Origin of the sequence: Levilactobacillus cerevisiae, assembly GCF_003946245.1 — a bacterium.
In the GTDB taxonomy this organism is placed as follows: domain Bacteria; phylum Bacillota; class Bacilli; order Lactobacillales; family Lactobacillaceae; genus Levilactobacillus; species Levilactobacillus cerevisiae.
On record NZ_RHNN01000001.1, the window covers coordinates 112,265 to 134,936 of the forward strand.

Here is a 22,672-nt window from a genome sequence, read left to right on the forward strand (position 1 = left end):
CACTGATTTGGTCGTAGCGTCTGTGGTCAGTGCTCATACACGATGTGGGTATTCGCGCAGACTGTACGTGTTCCCTGCGTACTTGCCTGAGATTTAAGTGCCCACGGCCAAGAACGAACGCTAATGGATTTCGATAGGAAAATAGTTTGTAACCGCTTACAAGACCTGCTAAATATGTTATAATTTGTTTAAGGAAACGTAAACCATAAATAAACTTTAGCGAAAGCGGGTGTTCACCATGTTACGGCGATTTGTGCGGTTACCAGATGGGTGGATTTTTCTGGCAGGTTATTGTTTGATTGGCTTGGGTTATATTCTGTTCGGTATCATGGCGAGCGTTGGTGAGGCAACGTTCTTGGCCATGGTGATTGCTTACTTCTTGGTGGCTTTCATCTTAACCTTGATTAAGGCGATTAGTTTACGGTCAATGGCCTCCACGCGATTAAATTTCTTAGTATTTGAGTTTATAACCATTGTCGGCTTCGTTTTACTCCTCTTAACTTGTGAAGCGTAAGTGGCACAACGGTTGCAATCACGCGGTAGCTGTAGTAAACTAGCTCTTGTAGTTAAACTCGTTTTTTAAATGAGTGAGCAGTCATTGCTCACTCTTTTTAATGGAAAAAAGTAGGAGGCGGAATTCTGTGAGTACTGTCGTCGAGACCGTGACGGCCCTAGCCCAGCCAATCGTGGCGCATCATCAGTTTGAATTAGTTGACGTTGAATTTGTCAAGGAAGGCAAGAGTTGGTACCTGCGGCTCTACATTGATAAGCCCGGGGGCATCAACATTGAAGAATGTGCGATGGTCAGTGATGAAATATCCGAAAAAATGGATAGCTTGGATCCAGACCCCATTCCTCAAGCCTATTTCTTGGAGGTATCCTCACCGGGTGCCGAACGACCATTAAAGAAGCCGGCTGACTTTGAAAAGGCTGTCGGCGATTACATCCACGTTTCCCTGTACCAAAAGATCGGTACCAGTAAGGTTTACGAAGGAACGTTGGAATCACTGAGTGAAGATAGCATGGAACTGACGGTTAATTTAAAGGGCCGCATCAAGACCCTGACGATTCCGCGAGATGCCATTGCGCAAGCCCGGTTAGCCATCAAGTTCTAACAATAAGGAGCGATACAACACATGAGTAAAGAATTATTGGGTGCCTTAGACGTTCTGGAAACAGAAAAAGGTATCGACAAACAAATCGTGATTGACGCCCTCGAAGCCGCCTTGGTTTCAGCGTACAAGCGTAATTACGACCAAGCCCAAAACGTTGAGGTCAACTTTGACCAACGGAAGGGTGACATTCACGTTTTCGCCGTGAAGAAGGTCGTTGACCAAGTCTACGATTCACGGTTGGAAGTCAGCCTGGACGAAGCCTTAACCATCAACAAGGGCTACGAAATCGGCGACGATATCAAGTTTGAGGTGACCCCCAAGAACTTTGGTCGGATTGCTGCCCAAACGGCCAAACAAGTCATTTTACAACGGGTTCGTGAAGCTGAACGAAACATCATTTACAACCAATACAGCCAATACGAAAATGAAATCGTGACGGGTGAAGTTGAACGCCAAGACTCGCGGTTCGTATACGTCAGCCTGGGTAAGGTCGAAGCCGTCATGGGTCGTCAGGATCAAATGCCTAACGAAACGTACCGGATTCATGACCGCATCAAGGTTTACGTGACCCGCGTGGAAAACGCCACCAAGGGCCCCCAAGTCTTTGTTAGCCGGACGCATGCTGATTTATTGAAGCGGTTATTTGAACAAGAAGTCCCAGAAGTTTACGATGGGACTGTGGAAATCATGGCCATTGCTCGTGAAGCCGGTGACCGTGCCAAGGTTGCTGTGCGTTCGAACAACCCAGACATCGACCCCGTGGGGACCAGTGTTGGCCCTCGTGGACAACGGGTCCAAACTATCGTTAACGAACTCGGTGGCGAAAACATGGATATCGTTGAATGGACGGATGACGAAGCGAAATTTATCGCCAACGCCTTAAATCCAGCTGAAGTCTTAGATGTCATCTTTGACCCGAACAACGAACGGGCTTGCCAAGTCATCGTGCCGGATTACCAATTGTCATTGGCCATTGGTAAGCGGGGCCAAAACGCCCGGCTAGCCGCTAAATTGACCGGTTACAAGATTGATATCAAATCAGAATCCGAAGCATCTGCTATAATGGAAGCTGACCAGGCAACGAGTGACGCGGCCACCACTGAATCAAGTGATGCGCCAGCCGTTGAGACGCCTGAGGAACCAGCAACCGCTCCAGTCGATGAAACGCCGACTGAAACGCCAGCTGCTGAGACCGAAACGACTGAAGCACCGGCAACGACCGACGTTGACGACTCAGCCGCAACGGATACTGACGCCACAGGTGACGCTACCGACAACGGTGACGATGCCGAATAGCGCCATTTACAAGGAGGGTTAGGTCCATGAAACAACGGAAAATCCCCATGCGCAAGGATATTGTGACTGGGGAAATGGCACCAAAGAAGCAATTGGTTCGGGTTGTCCGTAACCAAGAACAAGCGGTTAGTATCGATCCAACGGGTAAGCAATCGGGCCGCGGCGCATACATTAGTTTGGATGTTGCTATTGCCCAGCGCGCCAAGAAGGAACGGACTTTTGACCACGCATTTGGTGTGAAAATTGACGATCAATTTTACGATGACCTCATCGCCTACGTTGACCATCAACAAGCACGACGGGAATTATTCGACAATGACTAATCCCGAGCGCGCCTTACAATTATTAGGACTGGCCCGGCGAGCGGGTAAACTGGTTACCGGCGAGTCCTTTGTCTTAGCCGCTGTGCGGGATAAGTCTGCTAGATTGGTTCTGATGGCCAGTGATACTGGCAAGAGTAGTCAAAAGCAGTTCCGCGATAAAACAGCGAGCTACGACGTCCCATTGAATGAATCGTTTACGAAAGACCAACTGAGCACGGCCATTGGGTCGGCGCGCACGGTCATAGCAATTACTGATCCGGGATTCGTCCGGAAGTTACAACAATTACTTGAGTAGCCACCTGACGTTCTCGTGATCGGTAGAATATTAAGGAGTGTGAAGATATGGGGAAAAAGCGAATTTATGAACTCGCAAAAGAAATTAACGTCTCCAGTAAACAGATCATCGCAAAGGCCGAATCAAAGGGCTTTCCGGTGAAAAACCACATGTCAACGCTCGGCGAGAACGAAGAACGTCAGTTACGGGCTGCTTTTAAGCCTCAAGGTCAACCGGCGGCGAAACCAGCTGCTGGCAAGTCCAAGCCAGCCCGTCAGCCAGCGCAAGCAACGCAGGCGGCGCGGCCGGCCCAATCCGGCAACCAGACCCGTGGTAACGCGACGACCCACCAGAAATCGGCTGGGTCACAAGCTAGCGGCAGCCAGCAGAAGCCACGCACGAACAGTAGCAATCACAGTTCGCAAGCGCAAAATTCTAATGGCGGCAACCGTAGCCAACAGAGCGGGAACAATGGCAACCGGAACCATAATAATGGTAATGGGGGCAACAATCAGAATCACCGTAACAATAATAAAAATAATGGCCAGACCGGGAGTCAATCAACTGAACAACACAATTCCGGTACCGGCAGATTTGGTGGAAGCTTGAATAATAATACGAATAATAGTAACGGTCGGCGTGGTAGCAGTAACGGAAGCGGCAACGGCAATAGCCGTGGGGGCCGGAATAACCGGAACAACCGCAATAACCGCCGTCGTAATAATAACAACAATAATCGCTACAAGAAGAATCAACGGATCAAAGACACGAATCAACATAAGGGTGCGCCAGAACGGAAGAACAAGGCCTTACCAGAAGTCTTAGTCTTTTCTGATGGCATGAACGCCCAAGACTTGGCGAAAATCTTACACCGTTCTTCAGCTGAAATTGTGAAGAAACTCTTCATGTTGGGTGTGATGGTTAACCAAAACCAATCCCTGGACAAGGATACGATTGAAATTTTGGCCGACGATTACGGCATCCAAGCACAGGAAAAGGTTGAAGTCGACGTTTCTGATATCGATAAGGCCTTTGACGAAGAGATGGCGAACACGGAACACCAAGTCACCCGGGCACCCGTTGTGACTATCATGGGACACGTTGACCATGGGAAGACGACCCTGTTGGACCACTTACGGCACTCCCACATTACTGAGGGTGAAGCTGGTGGGATCACGCAGGCCATTGGGGCTTACCAAGTCCACTACAATGACAAGCTGATCACCTTCTTGGATACGCCAGGGCATGCGGCCTTTACTGAAATGCGGGCCCGTGGTGCTGAAATTACCGACATTACCGTGCTGGTGGTTGCCGCTGATGACGGTGTGATGCCACAAACCATCGAAGCTATTCACCATGCGAAGGCTGCCGGTACACCAATCATCGTTGCCGTCAACAAGATTGACAAGCCGGGCGCTAACCCGAACCACGTCATGGAACAATTAACGGAATACGAATTGATTCCTGAAGACTGGGGTGGCGACACCATCTTCGTTGAAATTTCTGCGAAGTTTGGCAAGAACATCGATGAATTGCTCGACATGATCTTGTTACAATCCGAAGTGCTTGAATTAAAGGCTAACCCTGAACAGAACGGTGCTGGTAACGTTATCGAAGCCCGTTTGGATCAAGGGCAGGGTCCCGTTGCCACTTTACTGGTGCAACAAGGGACTTTACACGTTGGAGATCCGATCGTTGTTGGGAACACGTTTGGTCGTGTCCGGACGATGGTCAACGAACGTGGTCGGCGGATTAAGGATGCCGTTCCCTCAACGCCAGTTGAAATTACTGGGTTGAACGACGTCCCTGAAGCCGGGGACCGGTTCGTGGTCTTCAACGATGAAAAGACGGCTCGGGCCGCCGGTGAAGAACGGGCCAAGGAAGCTTTGGTCAAGGAACGCCGGAACACGAGTCACGTGACGTTGGACAACCTCTTCGATTCCCTTAAGGAAGGCGAAATGAAGGAAGTTGACGTCATCATCAAGGCTGATGTTCAAGGTTCCGTTGAAGCCTTAGCTGGTAGTTTGAAGAAGATCGACGTTTCAGGCGTCCGGGTCAACATCATTCACTCCGCTGTGGGTGCGATTAACGAAAGTGATGTGACCTTGGCTGAAGCTTCAGATGCCATCATCATCGGGTTTAACGTTCGTCCTACACCACAAGCACGGGCCCAAGCCGACAGCGACAAGGTCGACATTCGCCTACACAACGTCATCTACAACGCCATCGATGAAATCGAAACGGCGATGAAGGGGATGCTGGAACCTACCTACGAAGAACAAATTACTGGTCAAGTTGAAGTTAAGGATATTTTCCACGCTTCTAAGGTCGGTACGATCGTTGGTGGGATGGTTACTGAAGGTTACGTGAATGCTGACAGCGACGTTCGTTTGATTCGGGACGGCGTGGTTATCTACGAAGGTAAGCTGGGTAGCCTGAAGCGCTTCAAGGACGACGTCAAGCAGGTTAAGATGGGTTACGAGTTAGGTTTGACTATTGAGAACTACAACGACATCAAGGCAGACGATGTAATTGAAGCCTACGTGATGAAGGAAGTTCCCATTAAATAAATAATCGGAGGCAAACGTCATGGCACAATATCGAGTTGGCCGGTTGGAACAAGAGATCCAACGGGAAGTTACGGATATTCTCCTAAAACGTGTCCGCGATCCGCGGGTCGAGGGCGTCACCGTTACCGGCGTGGAAGTCACAGGTGACTTGCAGCAGGCAACGATTTACTACAGTATTTTATCTGACAAGGCTTCTTCAGCGGAAAAGACACAGCAGGGTCTGAACAAGGCCACTGGTCTGATCCGGTCCGAACTGGGATCACGTTTGAGCATCTACAAGACGCCCGAACTGGTCTTTGAACAGGATTCTTCCGTCCGTTATGGGAGTCATATCGATGAACTGTTAAATGATTTACATCACCGCGAATAGCATTGTGTAGCGGGAGTCTGCTGACTGGCAAGCGTTAAGTGAAACCAGTCGATCATTTCTGCTTGGCAGGCTGGGTGATACCAATAAAGGGGTCGTGATCTCAAGGTCACGGCGCCTTTTTGCGTCTATTCCTACGGCGGACTCGCCGCGGGTTAACGGATGTGCTATTATTAATGGTGCTGTAATGGGTGACGCTGTCGGCTTACCGTTTGCCGAATTTAGGACGGAACGCGAGGGCACCTCACAGACTACGGACACTGGAACCGCTGGTGGTGCTTTAACTAAATTGGATGCAATGCTTCCGGTTCGCAGTGTTATTAGATTTTCAACTTGTAGTTTTAACCTTAAATTGATCAAGAGACGGAGGAACCACGATGGACGGAATTATCCCCCTGTATAAGGAACGTGGCATGACCAGTTTTGACTGTGTTGCCAAACTACGCCGCATTCTCCATACCAAAAAAGTTGGCCACAGTGGCACATTGGATCCCAGCGTGGATGGCGTGTTGCCGATTTGTATTGGCTCAGCCACGAAGGTGGTCCCGTATTTGATGGCCTCTGGTAAAATGTACCGGGGCACCGTCACCCTGGGCTTCGCGACCACGACGGAAGACCTAGATGGGGAGGTGGTTGAGCGCCAACCCCTCACAAAGCCGTTTACCCTGGCGGAGTTGACGGCAGCCACAACGGCACTGACCGGCACGATTCGCCAAACGCCGCCCATGTATTCGGCGGTCAAGGTGAATGGGCGTAAACTCTACGAATATGCCCGGGCTGGCGAAACCGTGGAACGGCCGACACGAACCATTACCGTCGACCATTTCACTTTGACCGGCGTCGGTGACTTCGATGCTGCGCAGGGCACCCAGACCGTGGCGTTTGAGGTTGCCTGCTCTAAGGGAACCTACGTGCGGACATTAGCGGTTGATTTAGGTCGCCAGCTAGGTGTTCCCGCCGTGATGGCTTCTTTGACCCGGCACAAGAGTGGTGGCTTCACCCTGGACCAGACGGTGACGTTAGAGCAGGTGGCAGCGGCCATGGCCAACGAGGATCTGAGTCCCGTTTTACGGTCGATCGACTACGCGCTGACAGAATACCCACACGTCGCTCTGAGTGACCGCGTCTGGGCGCTGGTCCAGCATGGCGTCTTCCTAACGCCGGACGAACTAGACGGTGCCAGTGCACCAGAAATCGCGCTGACGTATCAGGGGACGACCAAGTGTCTGTACCAATGGTCAGCAGAAAAACACCAATATAAACCGCTAAAAATGTTTGCGGTGAACTAAGTTTTTGAGAAGAGGAATTTCCAATGGAAGTTATTCGCATACACCATCCCCTGGATGCCCGTCAAATTCCCGATGAGCCAGTTGTCTTGGCCATGGGCTTTTTCGATGGCGTTCACCGGGGCCATCAGGCAGTCATTAATCAGGCGAAGGCCATTGCCCAACGCAAAGGGGTGAAGTTAGCGGTCTTAACCTACGACCACCATCCTGCGTTGGTGTACCGGCCATTACAGGCGGATGATCAGAAGTATCTGAGTCCCACGAAACGCAAGCTCCAGCAGTTGGATCGACTGGGCGTTGACCGGGTATTTCTGGTCAACTACACGGGTGAGTTTGCGTCCCAAACACCACAGGAATTTGTGGACAATTATTTGGTAGCGTTTCACACGGTGGCTGCCGTGGCAGGCTTTGACCACACCTATGGTAAGAAGGCAGTCGCTAACATGGCATTGCTGCCAACCTATGCCCAGGGCCGGTTCGAGGTCGTGACGGTGCCAGAGGAAACCAATGGGGCGGAAAAAGTTAGTTCTAGCCACATTCGCGAGGCCATGAAGGCGGGAGACATTGACTTAGTTAACCAGTTGTTGGGTTACACTTACCGGACAACGGGCTTGGTGGTCCATGGCGAAGCGCGGGGCCGAACGATTGGCTACCCGACAGCTAACGTATTGGCACCACAGAACGAATGGATCCCGGGTATCGGTATTTACACTGCCAGACTCAAGGTCGGCGCAATCTGGTACCCTGGGATGGTCTCTGTGGGCCGGAACGTGACCTTTGGGGATAACCGGCCGATTACCGTCGAAATGAATCTCCTGGACTTTCAGGGCGATTTATACGGCGAGCCAGTTGAGGTTGAGTGGCATCACCGGTTACGCGGTGAGGTGAAGTTCAACGACGCTGACGGCCTGATTGCGCAGCTCAAACAAGACGAGGACCACACGCGGGCATACTTTCAGCAATTGGCTGCGCACGAATCTTAAATCATTAAAATTAAGGGCTATTGGTAACGTTGTCTAAACCGGCCGGCTTACTGTTCGCCAAATTTAGGCTGGAACGCTGCCATATATTTCGACAATATACAGTCGGAGAATAAAATCCCACGGCTTGTATTTTAGATTCTAAATAGATAAGTGAACGAGACGTCACGGCATCCTGAGGGATACGGTGGCGTCTTTTAGCATGTGTTCAAAAGGTGAACCTAAAAATGTCAGCATAACCTGTTGCGTATTTTGGGACATAACGCTAGAAATTTGGCAACGTTGTCTATCTCTGCCGGTTCGCTTTCCAAACAAAACATGTGGAAAATCGCACGGTTAAGCCTAAATTTGACTCACTCGTGCCTATTTAGACTATATCCAATTACGGTAGACAACCGTTGCCAGTCCAGTGATAGTCATGCCAATGTCATGTTGAAGAATCAATCATAACCGGAGGAGGACAGAGAAGGAGGTAGCTGTGTCGACGCTGTTAGCTGGGAACCAGCTTACAGCGTGGGACGCGTTTGGAGACTGGTGGTCTTTACCAGGCTTCAAACCGAGCCGGAGGACCGCCTCTCAGGCCGCAGGCGGTCCCCACAGCAGCCGGAATCTCTGGCAGCCGCAGGTGGTAATTTCCCACTAATTTTATGGATTGAATCCTTGTTAGCTTAGCAAGTGTTAAATTAATTGGGAAACACAAGTCGCCATGTTACCATCTCCCATAGTCGTAAAAAGTTGATAATTAACGCAAGAAAGCACGATTGGGCTGGTTTTTCCAAAAATTAGCACTTAATAGCAACGATTGCTAAAAAATCTACCAGATTTCTTGACTTCAAATCGCGGTTTTGCTACATTATATATGTGTCTTAGCACTTGTATCGTTTGAGTGCTAAAAAAGGGGTGATTGTGATGCTTTCAGAAAGACAAATGATGATTCTGCGAGCCGTTGTCCGCGATTTCACTAACACAGGTGTGCCAGTGGGGTCCAAGGCATTAGCCAAGCAGTTACCCATCCACGTAAGCTCAGCGACAATTCGTAATGAGATGGCGGCGTTAGAGGATCAGGGCCTGATTAAAAAGACCCACTCTTCCTCTGGCCGAATTCCTTCGGTTGAAGGGTATCGGTACTACGTTGACAATCTCGTGAAACCGGATCCGCTGCGGCCCAACGATATGGACGTGATTCAATCCTCATTAGGTGGCGATTTCCACAAGATTGACGAAATTATTTCGCAATCGGCAACGATTTTGTCCAACCTGACGAGTTATACCGCGTTCACGTTGAAGCCGGAACTGAAAGATAGTCGTCTCAGCGGGTTTCGGCTGGTACCACTCGGTAAGCGTCAGGTCATGGCAATTCTAGTCACCGATAGTGGGGACGTGGAGAACCAGACCTTTGACGTGAACGAAACCGTGACGGGTGACCAACTGGAGGCTGTGGTTCGGTTAATCAATGATCAGTTGGTCGGATTAACCTTACCGGAAGTTTTACAGAAGTTACAGGCCGACATCCCGATGAAGATTGCCAATTATCTGCAGAGTCCTGAAGGGTTCTTAGATATTTTCGGCGACGTTCTGACGCGAGCTGCCAAAGAGCAGTTTTACGTTGGCGGCCGGCTGAACCTGTTGAACTTTTCGGAGGACAGTGACGTTGATTCACTGAAATCGTTGTATTCGTTGATTGATAAGACCGACGACATTGCCAACGTTTTGGGGCAACCGAGTGATAAGATTTCCGTTCAAATCGGAAATGAAATGACCAACGATGCGCTCCGGAATTTCAGCTTGATCACCGCCACTTACGACGTGAATCAGCACGGCAAGGGTATGATTGCCATTCTCGGGCCGACCCGGATGCCTTATTCGCGGATGCTGGGAATTGTCGGTGCGTTTCGTGAAGAGCTCGCGAAAAAACTACTAGATTACTATCGGTTTTATGACGAGTAAAGAAAGGGAGGTTTTTTATCGTGGCAGACAAGCAACAACCATCCACTGATGATGAAACTGCGGCAAAGGCCGCCACAACCAAGCAAGACCCAGGTAAGACTGAGCAAGACGAGGCAGCGACTGAAAAAGTCACCGCTAAGCCGAAAGCAACCGTTACGGCCGAACAGTTGGCCGCCGCGCAAAAGAAGGCGGACGACTTCGAGGATAAATATCTGCGGGCCGAAGCAGAAGTGCAAAACATGCAGGCGCGTTACCAAAAGGAACAGGCGTCGCTCATCAAGTATGATGGCCAGCAACTTGCGAAGGACGTGCTCCCAGTGATTGACAACTTGGAACGCGCCTTAGCGGTGGAAGCAACCGATGATGCTAGCAAACAGATCAAGAAGGGTGTTCAGATGACCTATGATCACATGGAGGACGCGTTAAAACGCAACCAAGTGACTGAGATCGAAGCACTGGGCAAGCCGTTTGATCCAACATTGCATCAGGCTGTGCAATCTGTTCCCGTAGAAGCGGGTCAAACCGCGGACACGGTGGTTAACGTGCTGCAAAAGGGCTACCAATTGAAGGACCGGGTTCTCCGGGCCGCCATGGTCGTCGTTGCACAATAAATTTATAAATAAAAACTAAAAAAAGAGGGAATTTTTGATGGCAAGTAACAAAATTATTGGTATTGACTTAGGGACGACGAACTCAGCTGTAGCCGTTCTTGAAGGTAGTACACCTAAGATTATTGCAAACAAGGAAGGCGCCCGGACGACACCATCCGTTGTGGCCTTTAAAGATGGCGAAACCCAAGTTGGGGAAGTTGCCAAGCGGCAAGCAATCACCAACCCAAACACGATTTCATCCATCAAGAGTCACATGGGTGAAGCTGGGTTCAAGGAAACGATTGACGGCAAGGATTACACGCCAGAACAAGTTTCCGCTATGATCTTACAACACCTGAAGGCCTTCGCGGAAGACTACATTGGTGATACGGTTGATAAGGCCGTTATCACGGTGCCTGCTTACTTCAACGACGCCCAACGTCAAGCGACGAAGGATGCTGGTAAGATTGCCGGCTTGAACGTTGAACGGATCATCAACGAACCAACGGCCGCAGCTTTGGCTTATGGTTTGGACAAGCAAGACAAAGACGAAAAAGTCATGGTTTATGACCTTGGTGGTGGGACCTTTGATGTTTCCATCTTGGACTTAGGTGACGGTGTCTTTGACGTTCTTTCAACCAATGGTGACACGCACTTAGGTGGGGACGACTTTGACCAAAAGATCATGGACTGGTTAATTGCCGGCTTCAAGGACGAAAACGGTGTTGACTTATCCAAGGATAAGATGGCCGTTCAACGGTTAAAGGATGCTGCTGAAAAAGCCAAGAAGGACCTTTCTGGCGTGACTGAAGCTTCTATCAGCCTGCCATTTATCTCCGCTGGCGATAACGGTCCTTTGCATTTGGAAAAGAGTTTGAGCCGTGCGAAGTTCAACGAATTAACCGCTGACTTAGTTGAAAAGACCCGGGTTCCCGTTGAAAACGCCTTGAAGGATGCGGACTTACAAGCCAGTGACGTCGACGTTGTCATCTTAAACGGTGGGTCCACCCGGATTCCAGCCGTGCAAGAAGCCGTTCAAAAGTGGACGGGCAAGGAACCTAACCACTCCATCAACCCTGATGAAGCCGTTGCTTTAGGTGCCGCCGTACAAGGTGGGGTTATCACCGGTGATGTGAAGGACGTTGTCTTACTTGATGTTACGCCATTATCCTTGGGTATCGAAACCATGGGTGGGGTCTTCACCAAGTTGATCGACCGGAACACAACGATTCCTACCAGCAAGTCCCAAGTCTTCTCAACCGCTGCTGACAACCAACCAGCCGTTGATATTCACGTCTTACAAGGTGAACGGCCAATGGCTGCTGACAACAAGACGTTGGGTAACTTCCAACTCGCCGACATTCCAGCCGCACCTCGTGGCGTTCCTCAAATCCAAGTCACATTTGATATCGATAAGAACGGGATCGTCAACGTTTCTGCTAAGGACATGGGCACCAACAAGGAACAAAAGATCACCATCAAGAGTTCCGATGGCTTGTCCGATGACGAAGTTGAAAAGATGATGAATGAAGCCAAGGAAAACGAAGCCGCTGACAAGCAACGTAAGGAAGAAGTCGACACGAAGAACGAAGTTGACCAATTACTCTTCCAAACTGACAAGACGTTGAAAGACGTTAAGGGTAAGGTTTCCGATGACGAAATCAAGAAGGCTGAAGATGCCCGCGATGAATTAAAGAAGGCACAAGAAGCCAACAACTTGGACGACATGAAGACCAAGAAGGATGACTTAAACAAGATTATCCAGGACCTCTCTGTCAAGTTGTACCAACAAGCACAACAGGAACAACAAGCGCAAGGTGCTAAGGGCGATGCTGCCGGCCAACAAGCCAGTGGTGACGCTAAGAGCCATGGCAAAGACGGCGAGACCGTTGACGGTGACTTCCATGAAGTTAACGACGACGATAAGAAGTAATTCTGCTCACTAGTCAGTCAAGTGTGCGTAGACAAGAAGTCAGAGTCCCTGGGGCTTTGGCTTTTTGTTTCGAGTATGCTATTCTTACTAGTAGCGAAAAATTTCGGAATTGATTGGGAGGAAAAAGATGGCGGAAACGGACTTATATGGCGTACTGGGCGTCGCAAAGGATGCCAGCCAAGCAGATATTAAAAAGGCCTATCGGCAATTATCGAAGAAGTATCACCCAGATTTAAACAAGGCCCCAGATGCGGCGGAAAAGTTTAAAGCCGTACAGGATGCCTACGATGTCTTAGGTGACGAACAAAAGCGGGCAAACTATGATCAATATGGTTCCGCTGACGGTGCGCAAGGCGGCTTCGGTGGTTTTGGTGGCGGTCAACAGGGTGGCTTTAGCGGCGGCTTTGGTGGCGGTGGTGGTTTTGATGACATCTTCAACCAATTCTTCGGCGGCGGTGGCGGCGGTCAACGTAACCCGAACGCCCCACGGCCGGGTCGTGATCTCCAGTACCAAATGGACCTGAAGTTTGAAGAGGCCATCTTCGGTAAAAAGACCAAGGTCAAGTACAACCGCGAAGCCCAATGCCACACCTGTGGCGGGAACGGGGCCAAGCCCGGGACTTCACCCGTCACGTGTCATCAATGTGGGGGCTCCGGCTTTGTCACGACCGAAACCAACACCCCACTGGGTCGGATGCGGAGCCAACAGCCTTGCCCAGTCTGTCATGGAACTGGTCAAGAAATCAAAGAAAAGTGCCCGACTTGTGGCGGTTCTGGCCACACCGAAGAACAGCATGAAGTTGAAGTTACCATCCCAGCCGGGGTCGATGACGGGCAACAAATGCGGTTACAGGGCCAAGGTGAAGCCGGCCAAAATGGCGGCAGCTATGGTGATCTGTTTATTATCTTCCAAGTGGAACCTAGCAAGGACTTCCGCCGGGATGGGACAGAAATCTACTTTGATCAAGACGTGTCCTTTGTGCAGGCCACGATGGGCGATGACGTGACGGTGAAGACCGTTCACGGCGATGTGAAGCTCAAGGTGCCTGCTGGGACTCAAGGGGGCACGACGTTCCGTTTAAAGGGCAAGGGTGCACCTCGTCTGCGTGGTAACGGTAATGGTGACGAACATGTGACTGTTAAGGTGTTAACCCCGAAGAACTTGAACAAGGGCCAACGAGATGCGTTGCGTGACTTTGCGAAAGCCAGTGGTGAAACCGTTACTGGCACGGGCAAAGGAAACTTATTTAACAAAATGCGCGATAAGTTTAACGAAAATTAATTGCTTGTGAAAATCGAGTGAATGATTGATATATCAAGGTCGCTGAAGATTCTCAGCGGCCTTTTTTGATGGGCAAAATTAATAAAAACTCTTGAAAATGAAAAGAAAGGTTTAAGGTTGAGTGAGGTTGTTTGCAATCCGGTTTTAGCAATGATATTCTCAGAACATAAGGAGCGTGGCTGGGGCCACATTAACTCCTCTCCTAACCAGGTCGATTCGTCGGGGAAGTCGCCGGCTTGGTTATGGATTGTACGGACGTCGACTTTGGGGGCGAATCGGTCGACAAACTTTGGGGGTGAATTTCATGAGAGCAAAGTGGCTGGCATTGTGGCATCAGCCGGTAATCGCTTTTATCGGCTGGACAGTATTCTACTTTGTGATTTTGATGGTGTTGGTTTATTTATACGGTTATAGTGGGTTGAATAACTCAACATTTATTTACAACGAGTTCTAAGTATGGGGTTTAAGAGTGATAATCTTTGGGGGGATAGAGTATGGTTAGAAACATGATTACGGCCATGGATCAGTGGGCGCTCAATGACCCGGAGCGGTTAGCCTACGATGATCTAGGGCACACGAACACGTACGGGGAATTAAAACAACGATCCGACGCTTTAGCAGCACATTTGGATCAAATGCATTTACCGGCTCACGCACCCATTATGGTGTATGGTGGCCAAACGTTTGACATGATGGCAACTTTCTTGGGAATCGTCAAGAGTGGCCATGCTTACGTGCCAATTGATACGCATTCACCACTGGAACGGATTACGACAATTAACGAGATTGCCGAACCAGCGGCTGCCATCGCGGTCAGCGAGTTACCGACGACGCTGGGCGAGACGCCAGTGATTACGCCAACGCAACTCGAACAAATTTTTAGTCAGTCGGTTGATTACCAAGTAGATCACGGCGTTAGTGGGGATGAGACCTATTACATCATCTTTACATCCGGAACCACTGGTAAACCGAAGGGGGTTCAAATTTCACACACCAACCTGTTGAGCTACGTCAACTGGATGTTGAGTGAAGACTTTGACCTGCCAGAGCGACCACGGACCCTGTCACAAGCACCGTATTCGTTTGACCTGTCCGTGATGGACTGGGGCCCAACGTTGGCCGGTGGTGGCACGTTGGTTGCCTTGTCGAAGCAAGTGACGGATAACTTCAAAATGTTATTTGAAACTTTGCCAACGATGGACCTCAACGTATGGGTATCAACACCTTCATTCGTTGATATTTGCCTGATGGAACCGACGTTTGATGCGGCGCACTACCCGAACCTCAGTCGCTTCCTCTTCTGTGGAGAAGAATTGACCCATGCGACGGCGGTCAACCTGCATCAACGGTTCCCAGAAGCACGGATTTTCAACACTTATGGCCCGACTGAAACGACGGTAGCGGTCACGCAAGTTGAAATCACCGAACAGATTTTAGCCGATTATCCCCGGTTGCCAATTGGTTTTACCAAGGCCGATACCGACATCCAAGTGGTAGACGAACAGCTACGTCCGCTACCGGCTGGGACTGAGGGCGAGATCCTGATTAGTGGTCCGTCGATGTCTAAAGGGTACCTGCACAATCCAGAGAAGACGGCGAAGGCCTTTGTGACGGTTAATGGCCAAACGGTCTACCGCGCAGGTGACTTGGGTGTCCAACTGGGAAATGGCTTAATTATGTATCGGGGCCGGACAGATTTCCAAATTAAACTCCACGGTTACCGAATTGAATTAGAAGAGGTTAACCATTATCTGTCACAAGAAGCCCACATTCAGGTCGGCGTGGCAGTCCCACGTTACGACCGGAATCATAAAGTTAGCCAGTTGATTGCCTGGATCGTGCCAAGTACCCATGAATTTGACACCGACCTGGAATTGACGAAAGCAATCAAAGAAAATCTACAAGGCGGCGACATGATGGAATACATGATTCCACAACGCTTCGTCTACAAAGAAAGCCTACCGATGACCCCCAACGGCAAGGTTGATATTAAATCCATCATTGCCGAGGTCAATCACTGATGTTGTCATTTGAACCGTATGGCAACCCGACGTATTTTGCCTTACTAGGCGTTGCGTTGTTGCCACTGATGATTGGCCTGTTGTATGGTAAACGGTCACGTCTGTATGAAACGTTGATTTCAATCTTTTTTCTGGTCTTAACCTTTGGTGGTCCAAAATGGACGCAAGGGGTGGCCTTGATTATCTACATTTTGTACGAAGTGGCGTTGACCTGGGGGTATGCCGTTTACCGTAAGCATAAAAATTCGGGGCCGCTCTTCTACTTGACGGTAATTTTAGCCATTATACCGTTAACCATCGTGAAGGTGACACCGGCCGTTGAAAATGGTCAGTCGTCTCTCATTGGGTTTCTGGGGATTAGTTATCTGACCTTCAGAGCCGTACAAACTATTATGGAAACGCGGGATGGCACGCTAAAAGATTATCAAGTCATGACGTTCCTGCAATTCATGCTCTTCTTCCCAACGATTTCTTCCGGACCCATTGACCGTTACCGGCGTTTTGAAGCTGACTATCGTTCGGTGCCGTCCCGTGAGAAGTACTTAGGGATGATTCAGAAGGGTATTCGTTACATCTTTGTTGGGTTCATGTATAAATTCATCCTCGCGTACTACTTTGGGACGTTACTCATGCCCCAATTAAAGATGATGGCGATGAATTCGCGGGGTGGGTTCCTGGATCTATCCTGGCCTGTGTTGGGCTACATGTACGCCTACAGTGCCGACTTGTTCTTTGACTTCGCGGGTTACTCGTTGTTTGCGGTCGGGACCTCCTACATTATGGGGATTGCAACGCCGATGAACTTCAATCAACCCTGGCGGTCACTGAACATTAAGGACTTCTGGAATCGTTGGCACATTACGTTGTCCTTCTGGTTCCGAGACTTTATCTACATGCGACTGGTCTTCTGGTTCATGAAGCATAAAGTCTTCAAGAAGCCAACGACTACGGCCAACGTGACCTACATTATTAACATGTTGATCATGGGTTTCTGGCATGGGGTTACTTGGTACTACATCACGTACGGCCTGTTCCATGGGTGTGCGCTGGTAATCAATGATACCTGGTTACGGTACAAGAAGAAGCACCGGGCCAGTGTACCGCACAACGGGTTCACACAGATCTTTGCCATCTTCTTGACGGCCAACATGGTCTGCTTCAGCTTCCTGATTTTCTCAGGCTTGCTGGATCAAATATGGTTTCATTAACTAAAAGTAGGGTTCACCAAATTTCATTTAGGGGGAAATTATTATGGATATCAAAGCAACAGTATTAGGCATTTTAAACGACTTAACGGGGAACGATGTTAGCGGTGCAATGGATGACAATCTGTTCGACAGCGGCTTAATGGATTCTATGGGCTCTGTCCAATTATTATTACAACTTCAAGGGGACTTAGGCATCAACGTGCCAGTTTCCGAGTTTGAGCGGTCAGAGTGGGACACGCCCAACAAGATCATTGCGAAAGTGGAAAGTTTGGCCTAGCCAATGGCAAAGCGATTACTACGGATTTTTGGTCCGTTAATTCTCGCAGCAATTCTGGTTTTTGCGGTGCTGGCCATGCCAGTTACTCTTGGGTTTAGTCACGTGAGTGCGGCCCGTGAACGACAAGCGGCGGTTTCACTATCGCCCAATGTTTTACGGGGGAAGAACATGAAGGTACAGGCCTTGAAGAATGGGTACGTCCCATTCTTTGGTTCTTCTGAATGGTCGCGGTTTGATCCCATGCACCCTTCTGTGTTGGCACAAAAGTACAAGCGGTCATACCGGCCGTTTCTACTCGGTGCCCGGGGTTCGCAATCTTTGACACAGTACTTCGTCATGCAAAATATTCAAGGCGAATTGCGCAATAAGAAGGCGGTCTTCGTGATTTCACCCCAATGGTTCGTGAAGGGTGGAACACGTAAGGACGCGTTTGGTTACTACTACTCACAATTACAAACGGCGGAGTGGTTAACCCACTTCCGGCGCGATGCAATTGACCAGTACGCTGCCAAACGGTTACTCCAGATGCCGGCGGCACAGTCCGATGAGTTCATTCATGCGGCCTTGCAACGCGTTGCGAAGGGTGAAAAGTTGACGGACTATCAACGCTTCTACCTGCAGACACGGAAGAACATGTTGACGCACGAAGATCAGTTCTTCTCTGGCATTGACTTACCATCGCAAAATCTGAACCAAGTGAACAAGCAAGCCAAGCAGTTACCCACTCATTATTCCTACTCGGCGCTGGATCAGCTTGGTGGCAAATTGGGCAAGGCAGCAACCAGTGATAATCGCTTCCAAATTAGCGATAAGTTCTATCACCAGGGACTCCAGAAAGAATTAAAGGGCGGCAAGTTAAAGAATTTCCAGAAGAACTTGTCTTACACCAAGTCACCGGAATTTTCTGACTTCCAGCTCTGTCTGGATCAGTTTGCACGGTTAAACACCAACGTGCTTTTCATCATTCCACCAATCAACGCGAAGTGGCAGAAGTACACGGGCTTATCCGCGACGATGCTCAAGCAATTCGACCAAAAGATTCACTACCAACTGCAGTCACAAGGTTTCAACAACATCGTTGACCTCAGTCAAAAGGGGAACGTGCCGTACTTTATGACCGACACGATTCACTTGGGCTGGCGTGGTTGGTTGGCGGTTGATCAACGGGTCAATCCGTTCCTAACGAAGAAACAAACGCAACCGCATTATGCCATCAACGATAAGTTCTATTCCACCAAGTGGCAGAATTTATCACCGACGGCTTTAAAGCAGTACGAAGCAACGACAAAATAGTGTTATGAGGCAGATATCTCGGTATTCGGGGTATCTGCTTTTTGTGATGGTGGCAGTGAAGGCTATTTGCCAGGAAGAGAATAACCGTTACGTTTGTACTTGGCCCTAATGGTTGGTATAATTGCTAAGACATGGCGTTTAAGAAAGTAGGAAATCAACATGGATCTTGAGAAATTAAAGCAACATCAAAAATACATTCGCAATTTTTCCATCGTGGCCCATATTGACCACGGGAAGTCCACGATTGCGGACCGAATTTTGGAGTTAACGGATACCATCTCCAAACGCGATATGCAAGATCAGGTGTTGGATAACATGGACCTTGAGCGTGAACGGGGCATTACGATTAAATTAAACGCGGTTGAGTTGACGTATCACGCCAATGACGGCCACGACTATGAGTTTCACCTGATTGACACACCAGGGCACGTCGACTTCTCCTATGAGGTCTCACGGAGCCTCGCAGCCTGTGAAGGGGCTGTCTTGGTCGTTGACGCCGCTCAGGGGGTCGAAGCCCAGACACTCGCCAATGTCTACCTGGCATTGGATGACAACCTGGAAATTGTGCCAGTCGTGAACAAGATTGATTTACCGGCCGCTGATCCGGAAAAGGTCAAAAAGGAAATTGAAGATGTGATTGGCTTGGATGCGTCCGATGCCGTTTTGGCCAGCGCCAAGCAGGGAATCGGGATTCCTGAATTGTTGGAACAAATTGTGCACAAGGTACCCGCACCAAGTGGTGATTTGGATGCACCGCTGAAGGCCTTGGTCTTCGATTCCGTTTACGATGATTATCGGGGCGTGGTTTTGAGTGTCCGCGTCTTTGAGGGTACCGTTCAACCGGGCGACAAGATTCGGTTGATGAACAGCGGTAGTGAATATGAAGTCACCGAAGTCGGGGTCAACTCACCCAAGCCAATTTCACGGGATTGCCTGATTGCGGGTGACGTGGGCTACATCACGGCCAGCATCAAGGATATCACGGACACCCGAGTTGGGGACACCGTGACCAACGCTGCCAAGCCGGCGGAGAAGGCACTGCCAGGCTACCGGGAAATGAGCCCAATGGTTTACGCTGGGCTGTATCCAACGGACAACGCCAAGCTGAATGATTTGCGTGAGGCTTTGGAAAAATTGAAGCTGAACGATGCGGCACTGGAATTTGAACCCGAAGCGTCACAAGCGCTGGGATTCGGGTTCCGTTGTGGCTTCCTGGGGATGCTCCACATGGATGTGGTTCAAGAACGTTTGGAACGTGAATTCAATTTAGACTTGATCACCACGGCGCCATCCGTTACCTACCACGCGTACTTGACGGACGGTGGCATGAAGGAAGTTGAAAACCCAGCAGAAATGCCGGAAGCTTCCGCTATCAAGCACATTGAGGAACCAATTGTGAAGGCGACTATCATGGCCCCTAATGAGTACGTCGGGGCGGTCATGGACCTGTGCCAACACCGACGGGGCCAGTTCCTGACGATGGAATACCTGGATGATTACCGGGTCAACATTATCTACAACATGCCGTTGTCGGAAATCATTTTTGACTTCTTTGATAAATTGAAATCGAGCACGCGGGGCTATGCTTCGTTGGATTACGAACGTAGCGGCTACCAGACGGCTGATTTGGTGAAGATTGATATCCTGTTGAACGGCGACAAGGTGGATGCGCTGAGCTTCATTGCGCACCGGACCTTCGCCGCCCAACGCGGCCGGGAGATTGCTTCACGGCTGAAGGGCATCATTCCTCGTCAAAACTTTGAAATTCCGGTACAGGCGGCAATCGGAGCCAAGATTATTGCCCGGACCACCATCAAGGCGTACCGAAAAGACGTGACCGCCAAGCTGTACGGTGGTGACCGGACCCGGCGGATGAAATTGTTAGAGAAACAAAAGGTCGGGAAGAAACGGATGAAGGCTGTGGGGAAAGTGGATATCCCGCAAGAGGCGTTCATGGCCGTTTTGAAGACTGATGAGGATGAAACGAAGTAAGAAACGTTGATTTAGCAGTATTTGCCCCACACCAAGTGGTCACACATTACTTGGTATGGGGCTTTTTTGGATTCTTCCTAAGTAAAGAGTAGATTGTGGGAATTAATGAACATTTAATCGGAAAATGTCTTTCATGGATTGCCTTTAGTTTTTGAATCGAGTCATCACAGCTTTTTTGTCAGTCATAGCAGGCTATACGAACGGGGCGTTAGAAAATTCCGGGGGGGTGCACAGGAGGGGCGCATTGCAAAAAAATCTGTCTGGAGTCGAGGAGCCTTTGTTTGGCTAGGTATAGACATTGCGTTACACTGTTTGTAGTAGTTGCGCAAGGAAATATAGTATGACTGGGAAGTATAGAGCAATCACCGTACCTGGCGATGAGAGGTGGTTATTTTGATGCAGGTGAAGATTACTAAGTGGGGCAATTCGCAAGGTATTCGACTTTCGAAAAGCATGTTAGCTAGTATTGGCATGATAAACCCGGTTGGCCAGAGACTAGAAATTAGCGTTGAAAAAGATAAAATTGTCATCGAGAAGGTACCGTCAATGTCTAAATTAGCTGAGCGATTCAAGAATTTTGATAGTGATTGTTATCGCAAATCCAATAGGGACGCTAAAGCATTCGATTGGGGAATTAACGTCGGGAAAGAATTACTGTAGAACCAAAGAAGATCTCTCTTTGCGGGTTATGGTTAACAAGCATACTGGTAATATAATTCAGACTAATCCGTTCAGTAAAGGAAAGGGGTGATTAACGTGGCTGTTCTCGCCATTAATAAAGATGACTATGATTTTATTCAGAAGTACGTTGATTCCCCTTTCAAGGGTTATAAGGTTATCACGACTGGGCTACAACTTGTTCTACGGTGATGAGGAAGCATTCGACCATTTCTCAACTAACTACAATTTTGGATTGGTTGAGCACGATATGAGTGGACCCGATTATGAAATTAATAGTATTGGAAAACGAATGGAAACTATCTATGACAATCTGTTTAGTCAAATTTAATTAATGATGTAGCACTTCAAGCGGGCTAAGGGAGAAGAATGTGCCCAAATGTCAGCTGAAGAAAAGGGCGCTGATCGTAAGACTGAGGATGAACGCCAAGCGAAAGACGTGGCCTCATTTAAGCGTGACAAGGCTGAATTCTGGGCCGAACGTGCACTGATCAAAGCTAGACTTCCTAACGTGTTTGAGAACAGTCGAATCTTTCCTGAAGACGACAATAGGGATTAGCTTAAAGCCCAGGCGGATTATGTGGAAATTAACAATGATGAGCGGATGAAAATTGTGGTTCAAGCTGTCTGGCAGACCTTTGGTGAGATGTCGGCTATTCAATTGATGAATCAAACACATCAGGAGCGTCCTTGGAAAGAGACGCCTCAAAGTCGACCAATTGATGCGCAATTAATGGCAAGTTATTTTAAAGCTGAGGTCGTTAAATTATGACCAAGCGAATCGAACCGAGCCAGTTAGCGGCTATTTTTATTGTGACAAAAATTCTAAGCGAAAATCCAGTTCGTTCATAAACTGAGCTATCCAGACAAGTCGCCCCAGTCCCACCCCTAACCCCAACAATGGTAGGCTACAAGTATCATTAATGGGATTAGACGTGCAATACTTAGGGGGAGTGAAGGACTCATGACCAAGGGATTAGCGTTTACGTTTCACGGCGGATCGGCAGCGTTTTTGGACCGATTACCACTTGTGATTGACGATTTAGATGAGGTGGATCTGAAAGTGCTCGAACAGATCTGTAACTGGTCGTGGACCAACGACTGTGTGATTCCAGTTGGCGGCCTACCGGTTTCTGCCGACGAAGTGGAATCGCGACTGAATAAATTAGAAAGATTAAGGTTGTTGGACTATGGCCAACGGGTTTAAAAAATAACCAGGGACTCGTCACGTTGACAAGTT

The 22,672-nt window shown here is 49.1% G+C and carries 23 protein-coding genes; all 23 read left to right on the forward strand.

All coding sequences use genetic code 11. The annotated features are described in order from the left end of the window. The first annotated feature begins 238 nt into the window (after positions 1-238). The 23 genes from EKM99_RS00530 to EKM99_RS00640 all read left to right on the forward strand — a co-directional run bounded on the left by EKM99_RS00530 (position 239) and on the right by EKM99_RS00640 (position 22,639). Positions 239-514, forward strand: coding sequence for a hypothetical protein (locus EKM99_RS00530; protein WP_125579833.1), 276 nt, complete (start codon positions 239-241; stop codon positions 512-514). Positions 515-641: 127 nt separating this feature from the next. Beyond that, positions 642-1,115 carry a ribosome maturation factor RimP gene (gene rimP / locus EKM99_RS00535; protein ID WP_125579836.1) on the forward strand — a complete coding sequence of 158 codons (474 nt, stop codon included), beginning with the start codon at positions 642-644 and terminating at the stop codon, positions 1,113-1,115. A gap of 21 nt (positions 1,116-1,136) precedes the next feature. Further along, positions 1,137-2,411, forward strand: coding sequence for a transcription termination factor NusA (gene nusA / locus EKM99_RS00540; RefSeq protein ID WP_125579838.1), 1,275 nt, complete (start codon positions 1,137-1,139; stop codon positions 2,409-2,411). A 26-nt stretch (positions 2,412-2,437) separates the two neighbouring features. Beyond that, positions 2,438-2,734: an RNase P modulator RnpM gene (rnpM, locus tag EKM99_RS00545; RefSeq protein ID WP_125579840.1), complete on the forward strand. Its 297-nt coding sequence runs from the start codon at positions 2,438-2,440 to the stop codon at positions 2,732-2,734. Next, positions 2,727-3,029 carry a L7Ae/L30e/S12e/Gadd45 family ribosomal protein gene (locus EKM99_RS00550; protein ID WP_125579842.1) on the forward strand — a complete coding sequence of 101 codons (303 nt, stop codon included), beginning with the start codon at positions 2,727-2,729 and terminating at the stop codon, positions 3,027-3,029. The genes rnpM and EKM99_RS00550 overlap by 8 nt, the downstream gene beginning before the upstream one ends. A gap of 47 nt (positions 3,030-3,076) precedes the next feature. Next, positions 3,077-5,578 carry a translation initiation factor IF-2 gene (infB, locus tag EKM99_RS00555; protein ID WP_125579844.1) on the forward strand — a complete coding sequence of 834 codons (2,502 nt, stop codon included), beginning with the start codon at positions 3,077-3,079 and terminating at the stop codon, positions 5,576-5,578. Between the two features lie 19 nt (positions 5,579-5,597). Beyond that, positions 5,598-5,948, forward strand: coding sequence for a 30S ribosome-binding factor RbfA (gene rbfA / locus EKM99_RS00560; protein WP_125579846.1), 351 nt, complete (start codon positions 5,598-5,600; stop codon positions 5,946-5,948). A 374-nt stretch (positions 5,949-6,322) separates the two neighbouring features. Next, entirely contained in the window at positions 6,323-7,234 is a 912-nt protein-coding gene (gene truB, locus EKM99_RS00565; protein ID WP_125579848.1) for a tRNA pseudouridine(55) synthase TruB, read from the forward strand. 23 nt (positions 7,235-7,257) lie between these two features. Beyond that, entirely contained in the window at positions 7,258-8,214 is a 957-nt protein-coding gene (gene ribF, locus EKM99_RS00570; RefSeq protein WP_125579850.1) for a riboflavin biosynthesis protein RibF, read from the forward strand. Positions 8,215-9,120: 906 nt separating this feature from the next. Further along, the gene (hrcA, locus tag EKM99_RS00575) at positions 9,121-10,158 is read left to right on the forward strand and encodes a heat-inducible transcriptional repressor HrcA (protein ID WP_125579852.1); all 1,038 of its coding nucleotides are present in this window, start codon (positions 9,121-9,123) and stop codon (positions 10,156-10,158) included. A gap of 20 nt (positions 10,159-10,178) precedes the next feature. Continuing rightward, on the forward strand, positions 10,179-10,769 hold the full coding sequence (gene grpE, locus EKM99_RS00580; RefSeq protein WP_125579854.1) for a nucleotide exchange factor GrpE: 591 nt from the start codon (positions 10,179-10,181) through the stop codon (positions 10,767-10,769). A 37-nt stretch (positions 10,770-10,806) separates the two neighbouring features. Next, positions 10,807-12,681 carry a molecular chaperone DnaK gene (gene dnaK, locus EKM99_RS00585; RefSeq protein WP_125579856.1) on the forward strand — a complete coding sequence of 625 codons (1,875 nt, stop codon included), beginning with the start codon at positions 10,807-10,809 and terminating at the stop codon, positions 12,679-12,681. Positions 12,682-12,808: 127 nt separating this feature from the next. Continuing rightward, the gene (gene dnaJ, locus EKM99_RS00590; RefSeq protein ID WP_125579858.1) at positions 12,809-13,963 is read left to right on the forward strand and encodes a molecular chaperone DnaJ; all 1,155 of its coding nucleotides are present in this window, start codon (positions 12,809-12,811) and stop codon (positions 13,961-13,963) included. Between the two features lie 304 nt (positions 13,964-14,267). Beyond that, complete coding sequence (locus tag EKM99_RS00595; protein ID WP_125579860.1) at positions 14,268-14,417, forward strand: teichoic acid D-Ala incorporation-associated protein DltX; 150 nt, start codon at positions 14,268-14,270, stop codon at positions 14,415-14,417. Between the two features lie 40 nt (positions 14,418-14,457). Next, positions 14,458-15,984 (forward strand): D-alanine--poly(phosphoribitol) ligase subunit DltA, encoded by a 1,527-nt coding sequence (gene dltA / locus EKM99_RS00600; RefSeq protein ID WP_125579862.1) that lies wholly within the window; start codon positions 14,458-14,460, stop codon positions 15,982-15,984. Then, a complete protein-coding gene (gene dltB / locus EKM99_RS00605; protein WP_125579864.1) occupies positions 15,984-17,192 on the forward strand; it encodes a D-alanyl-lipoteichoic acid biosynthesis protein DltB in 1,209 nt (402 codons plus the stop codon). Before dltA ends, dltB begins: the two co-directional genes overlap by 1 nt. Positions 17,193-17,235: 43 nt before the next feature. Then, the gene (gene dltC, locus EKM99_RS00610; protein ID WP_125579866.1) at positions 17,236-17,469 is read left to right on the forward strand and encodes a D-alanine--poly(phosphoribitol) ligase subunit DltC; all 234 of its coding nucleotides are present in this window, start codon (positions 17,236-17,238) and stop codon (positions 17,467-17,469) included. A gap of 3 nt (positions 17,470-17,472) precedes the next feature. Then, positions 17,473-18,762 carry a D-alanyl-lipoteichoic acid biosynthesis protein DltD gene (dltD, locus tag EKM99_RS00615; protein ID WP_125579868.1) on the forward strand — a complete coding sequence of 430 codons (1,290 nt, stop codon included), beginning with the start codon at positions 17,473-17,475 and terminating at the stop codon, positions 18,760-18,762. Between the two features lie 159 nt (positions 18,763-18,921). Then, positions 18,922-20,754 (forward strand): translation elongation factor 4, encoded by a 1,833-nt coding sequence (gene lepA / locus EKM99_RS00620; RefSeq protein WP_125579870.1) that lies wholly within the window; start codon positions 18,922-18,924, stop codon positions 20,752-20,754. 396 nt (positions 20,755-21,150) lie between these two features. Beyond that, positions 21,151-21,414 carry an AbrB/MazE/SpoVT family DNA-binding domain-containing protein gene (locus tag EKM99_RS00625; protein ID WP_225419737.1) on the forward strand — a complete coding sequence of 88 codons (264 nt, stop codon included), beginning with the start codon at positions 21,151-21,153 and terminating at the stop codon, positions 21,412-21,414. A 397-nt stretch (positions 21,415-21,811) separates the two neighbouring features. Then, positions 21,812-21,991, forward strand: a complete 180-nt coding sequence (locus EKM99_RS00630; protein ID WP_125579874.1) for a hypothetical protein — start codon at positions 21,812-21,814, stop codon at positions 21,989-21,991. Positions 21,992-22,012: 21 nt separating this feature from the next. Next, positions 22,013-22,204: a Panacea domain-containing protein gene (locus tag EKM99_RS00635; protein ID WP_125579876.1), complete on the forward strand. Its 192-nt coding sequence runs from the start codon at positions 22,013-22,015 to the stop codon at positions 22,202-22,204. Between the two features lie 192 nt (positions 22,205-22,396). Beyond that, on the forward strand, positions 22,397-22,639 hold the full coding sequence (locus tag EKM99_RS00640; RefSeq protein WP_125579878.1) for a hypothetical protein: 243 nt from the start codon (positions 22,397-22,399) through the stop codon (positions 22,637-22,639). Positions 22,640-22,672: the final 33 nt, after the last annotated feature.

What these genes read in the sequence shown, in the direction of transcription:
- dltD (WP_125579868.1), top strand. Translation starts at nt 17,473, where the DNA reads ATGGCAAAGCGATTACTACGGATTTTTGGTCCGTTAATTCTCGCAGCA.
- lepA (WP_125579870.1), top strand. Translation starts at nt 18,922, where the DNA reads ATGGATCTTGAGAAATTAAAGCAACATCAAAAATACATTCGCAATTTT.
- infB (WP_125579844.1), top strand. Translation starts at nt 3,077, where the DNA reads ATGGGGAAAAAGCGAATTTATGAACTCGCAAAAGAAATTAACGTCTCC.
- EKM99_RS00630 (WP_125579874.1), top strand. Translation starts at nt 21,812, where the DNA reads ATGTCAGCTGAAGAAAAGGGCGCTGATCGTAAGACTGAGGATGAACGC.
- dnaK (WP_125579856.1), top strand. Translation starts at nt 10,807, where the DNA reads ATGGCAAGTAACAAAATTATTGGTATTGACTTAGGGACGACGAACTCA.
- dltC (WP_125579866.1), top strand. Translation starts at nt 17,236, where the DNA reads ATGGATATCAAAGCAACAGTATTAGGCATTTTAAACGACTTAACGGGG.
- dltB (WP_125579864.1), top strand. Translation starts at nt 15,984, where the DNA reads ATGTTGTCATTTGAACCGTATGGCAACCCGACGTATTTTGCCTTACTA.
- EKM99_RS00625 (WP_225419737.1), top strand. Translation starts at nt 21,151, where the DNA reads ATGCAGGTGAAGATTACTAAGTGGGGCAATTCGCAAGGTATTCGACTT.
- dltA (WP_125579862.1), top strand. Translation starts at nt 14,458, where the DNA reads ATGGTTAGAAACATGATTACGGCCATGGATCAGTGGGCGCTCAATGAC.
- EKM99_RS00550 (WP_125579842.1), top strand. Translation starts at nt 2,727, where the DNA reads ATGACTAATCCCGAGCGCGCCTTACAATTATTAGGACTGGCCCGGCGA.
- EKM99_RS00530 (WP_125579833.1), top strand. Translation starts at nt 239, where the DNA reads ATGTTACGGCGATTTGTGCGGTTACCAGATGGGTGGATTTTTCTGGCA.
- EKM99_RS00640 (WP_125579878.1), top strand. Translation starts at nt 22,397, where the DNA reads ATGACCAAGGGATTAGCGTTTACGTTTCACGGCGGATCGGCAGCGTTT.
- EKM99_RS00595 (WP_125579860.1), top strand. Translation starts at nt 14,268, where the DNA reads ATGAGAGCAAAGTGGCTGGCATTGTGGCATCAGCCGGTAATCGCTTTT.
- truB (WP_125579848.1), top strand. Translation starts at nt 6,323, where the DNA reads ATGGACGGAATTATCCCCCTGTATAAGGAACGTGGCATGACCAGTTTT.
- nusA (WP_125579838.1), top strand. Translation starts at nt 1,137, where the DNA reads ATGAGTAAAGAATTATTGGGTGCCTTAGACGTTCTGGAAACAGAAAAA.
- hrcA (WP_125579852.1), top strand. Translation starts at nt 9,121, where the DNA reads ATGCTTTCAGAAAGACAAATGATGATTCTGCGAGCCGTTGTCCGCGAT.
- dnaJ (WP_125579858.1), top strand. Translation starts at nt 12,809, where the DNA reads ATGGCGGAAACGGACTTATATGGCGTACTGGGCGTCGCAAAGGATGCC.
- rnpM (WP_125579840.1), top strand. Translation starts at nt 2,438, where the DNA reads ATGAAACAACGGAAAATCCCCATGCGCAAGGATATTGTGACTGGGGAA.
- rbfA (WP_125579846.1), top strand. Translation starts at nt 5,598, where the DNA reads ATGGCACAATATCGAGTTGGCCGGTTGGAACAAGAGATCCAACGGGAA.
- ribF (WP_125579850.1), top strand. Translation starts at nt 7,258, where the DNA reads ATGGAAGTTATTCGCATACACCATCCCCTGGATGCCCGTCAAATTCCC.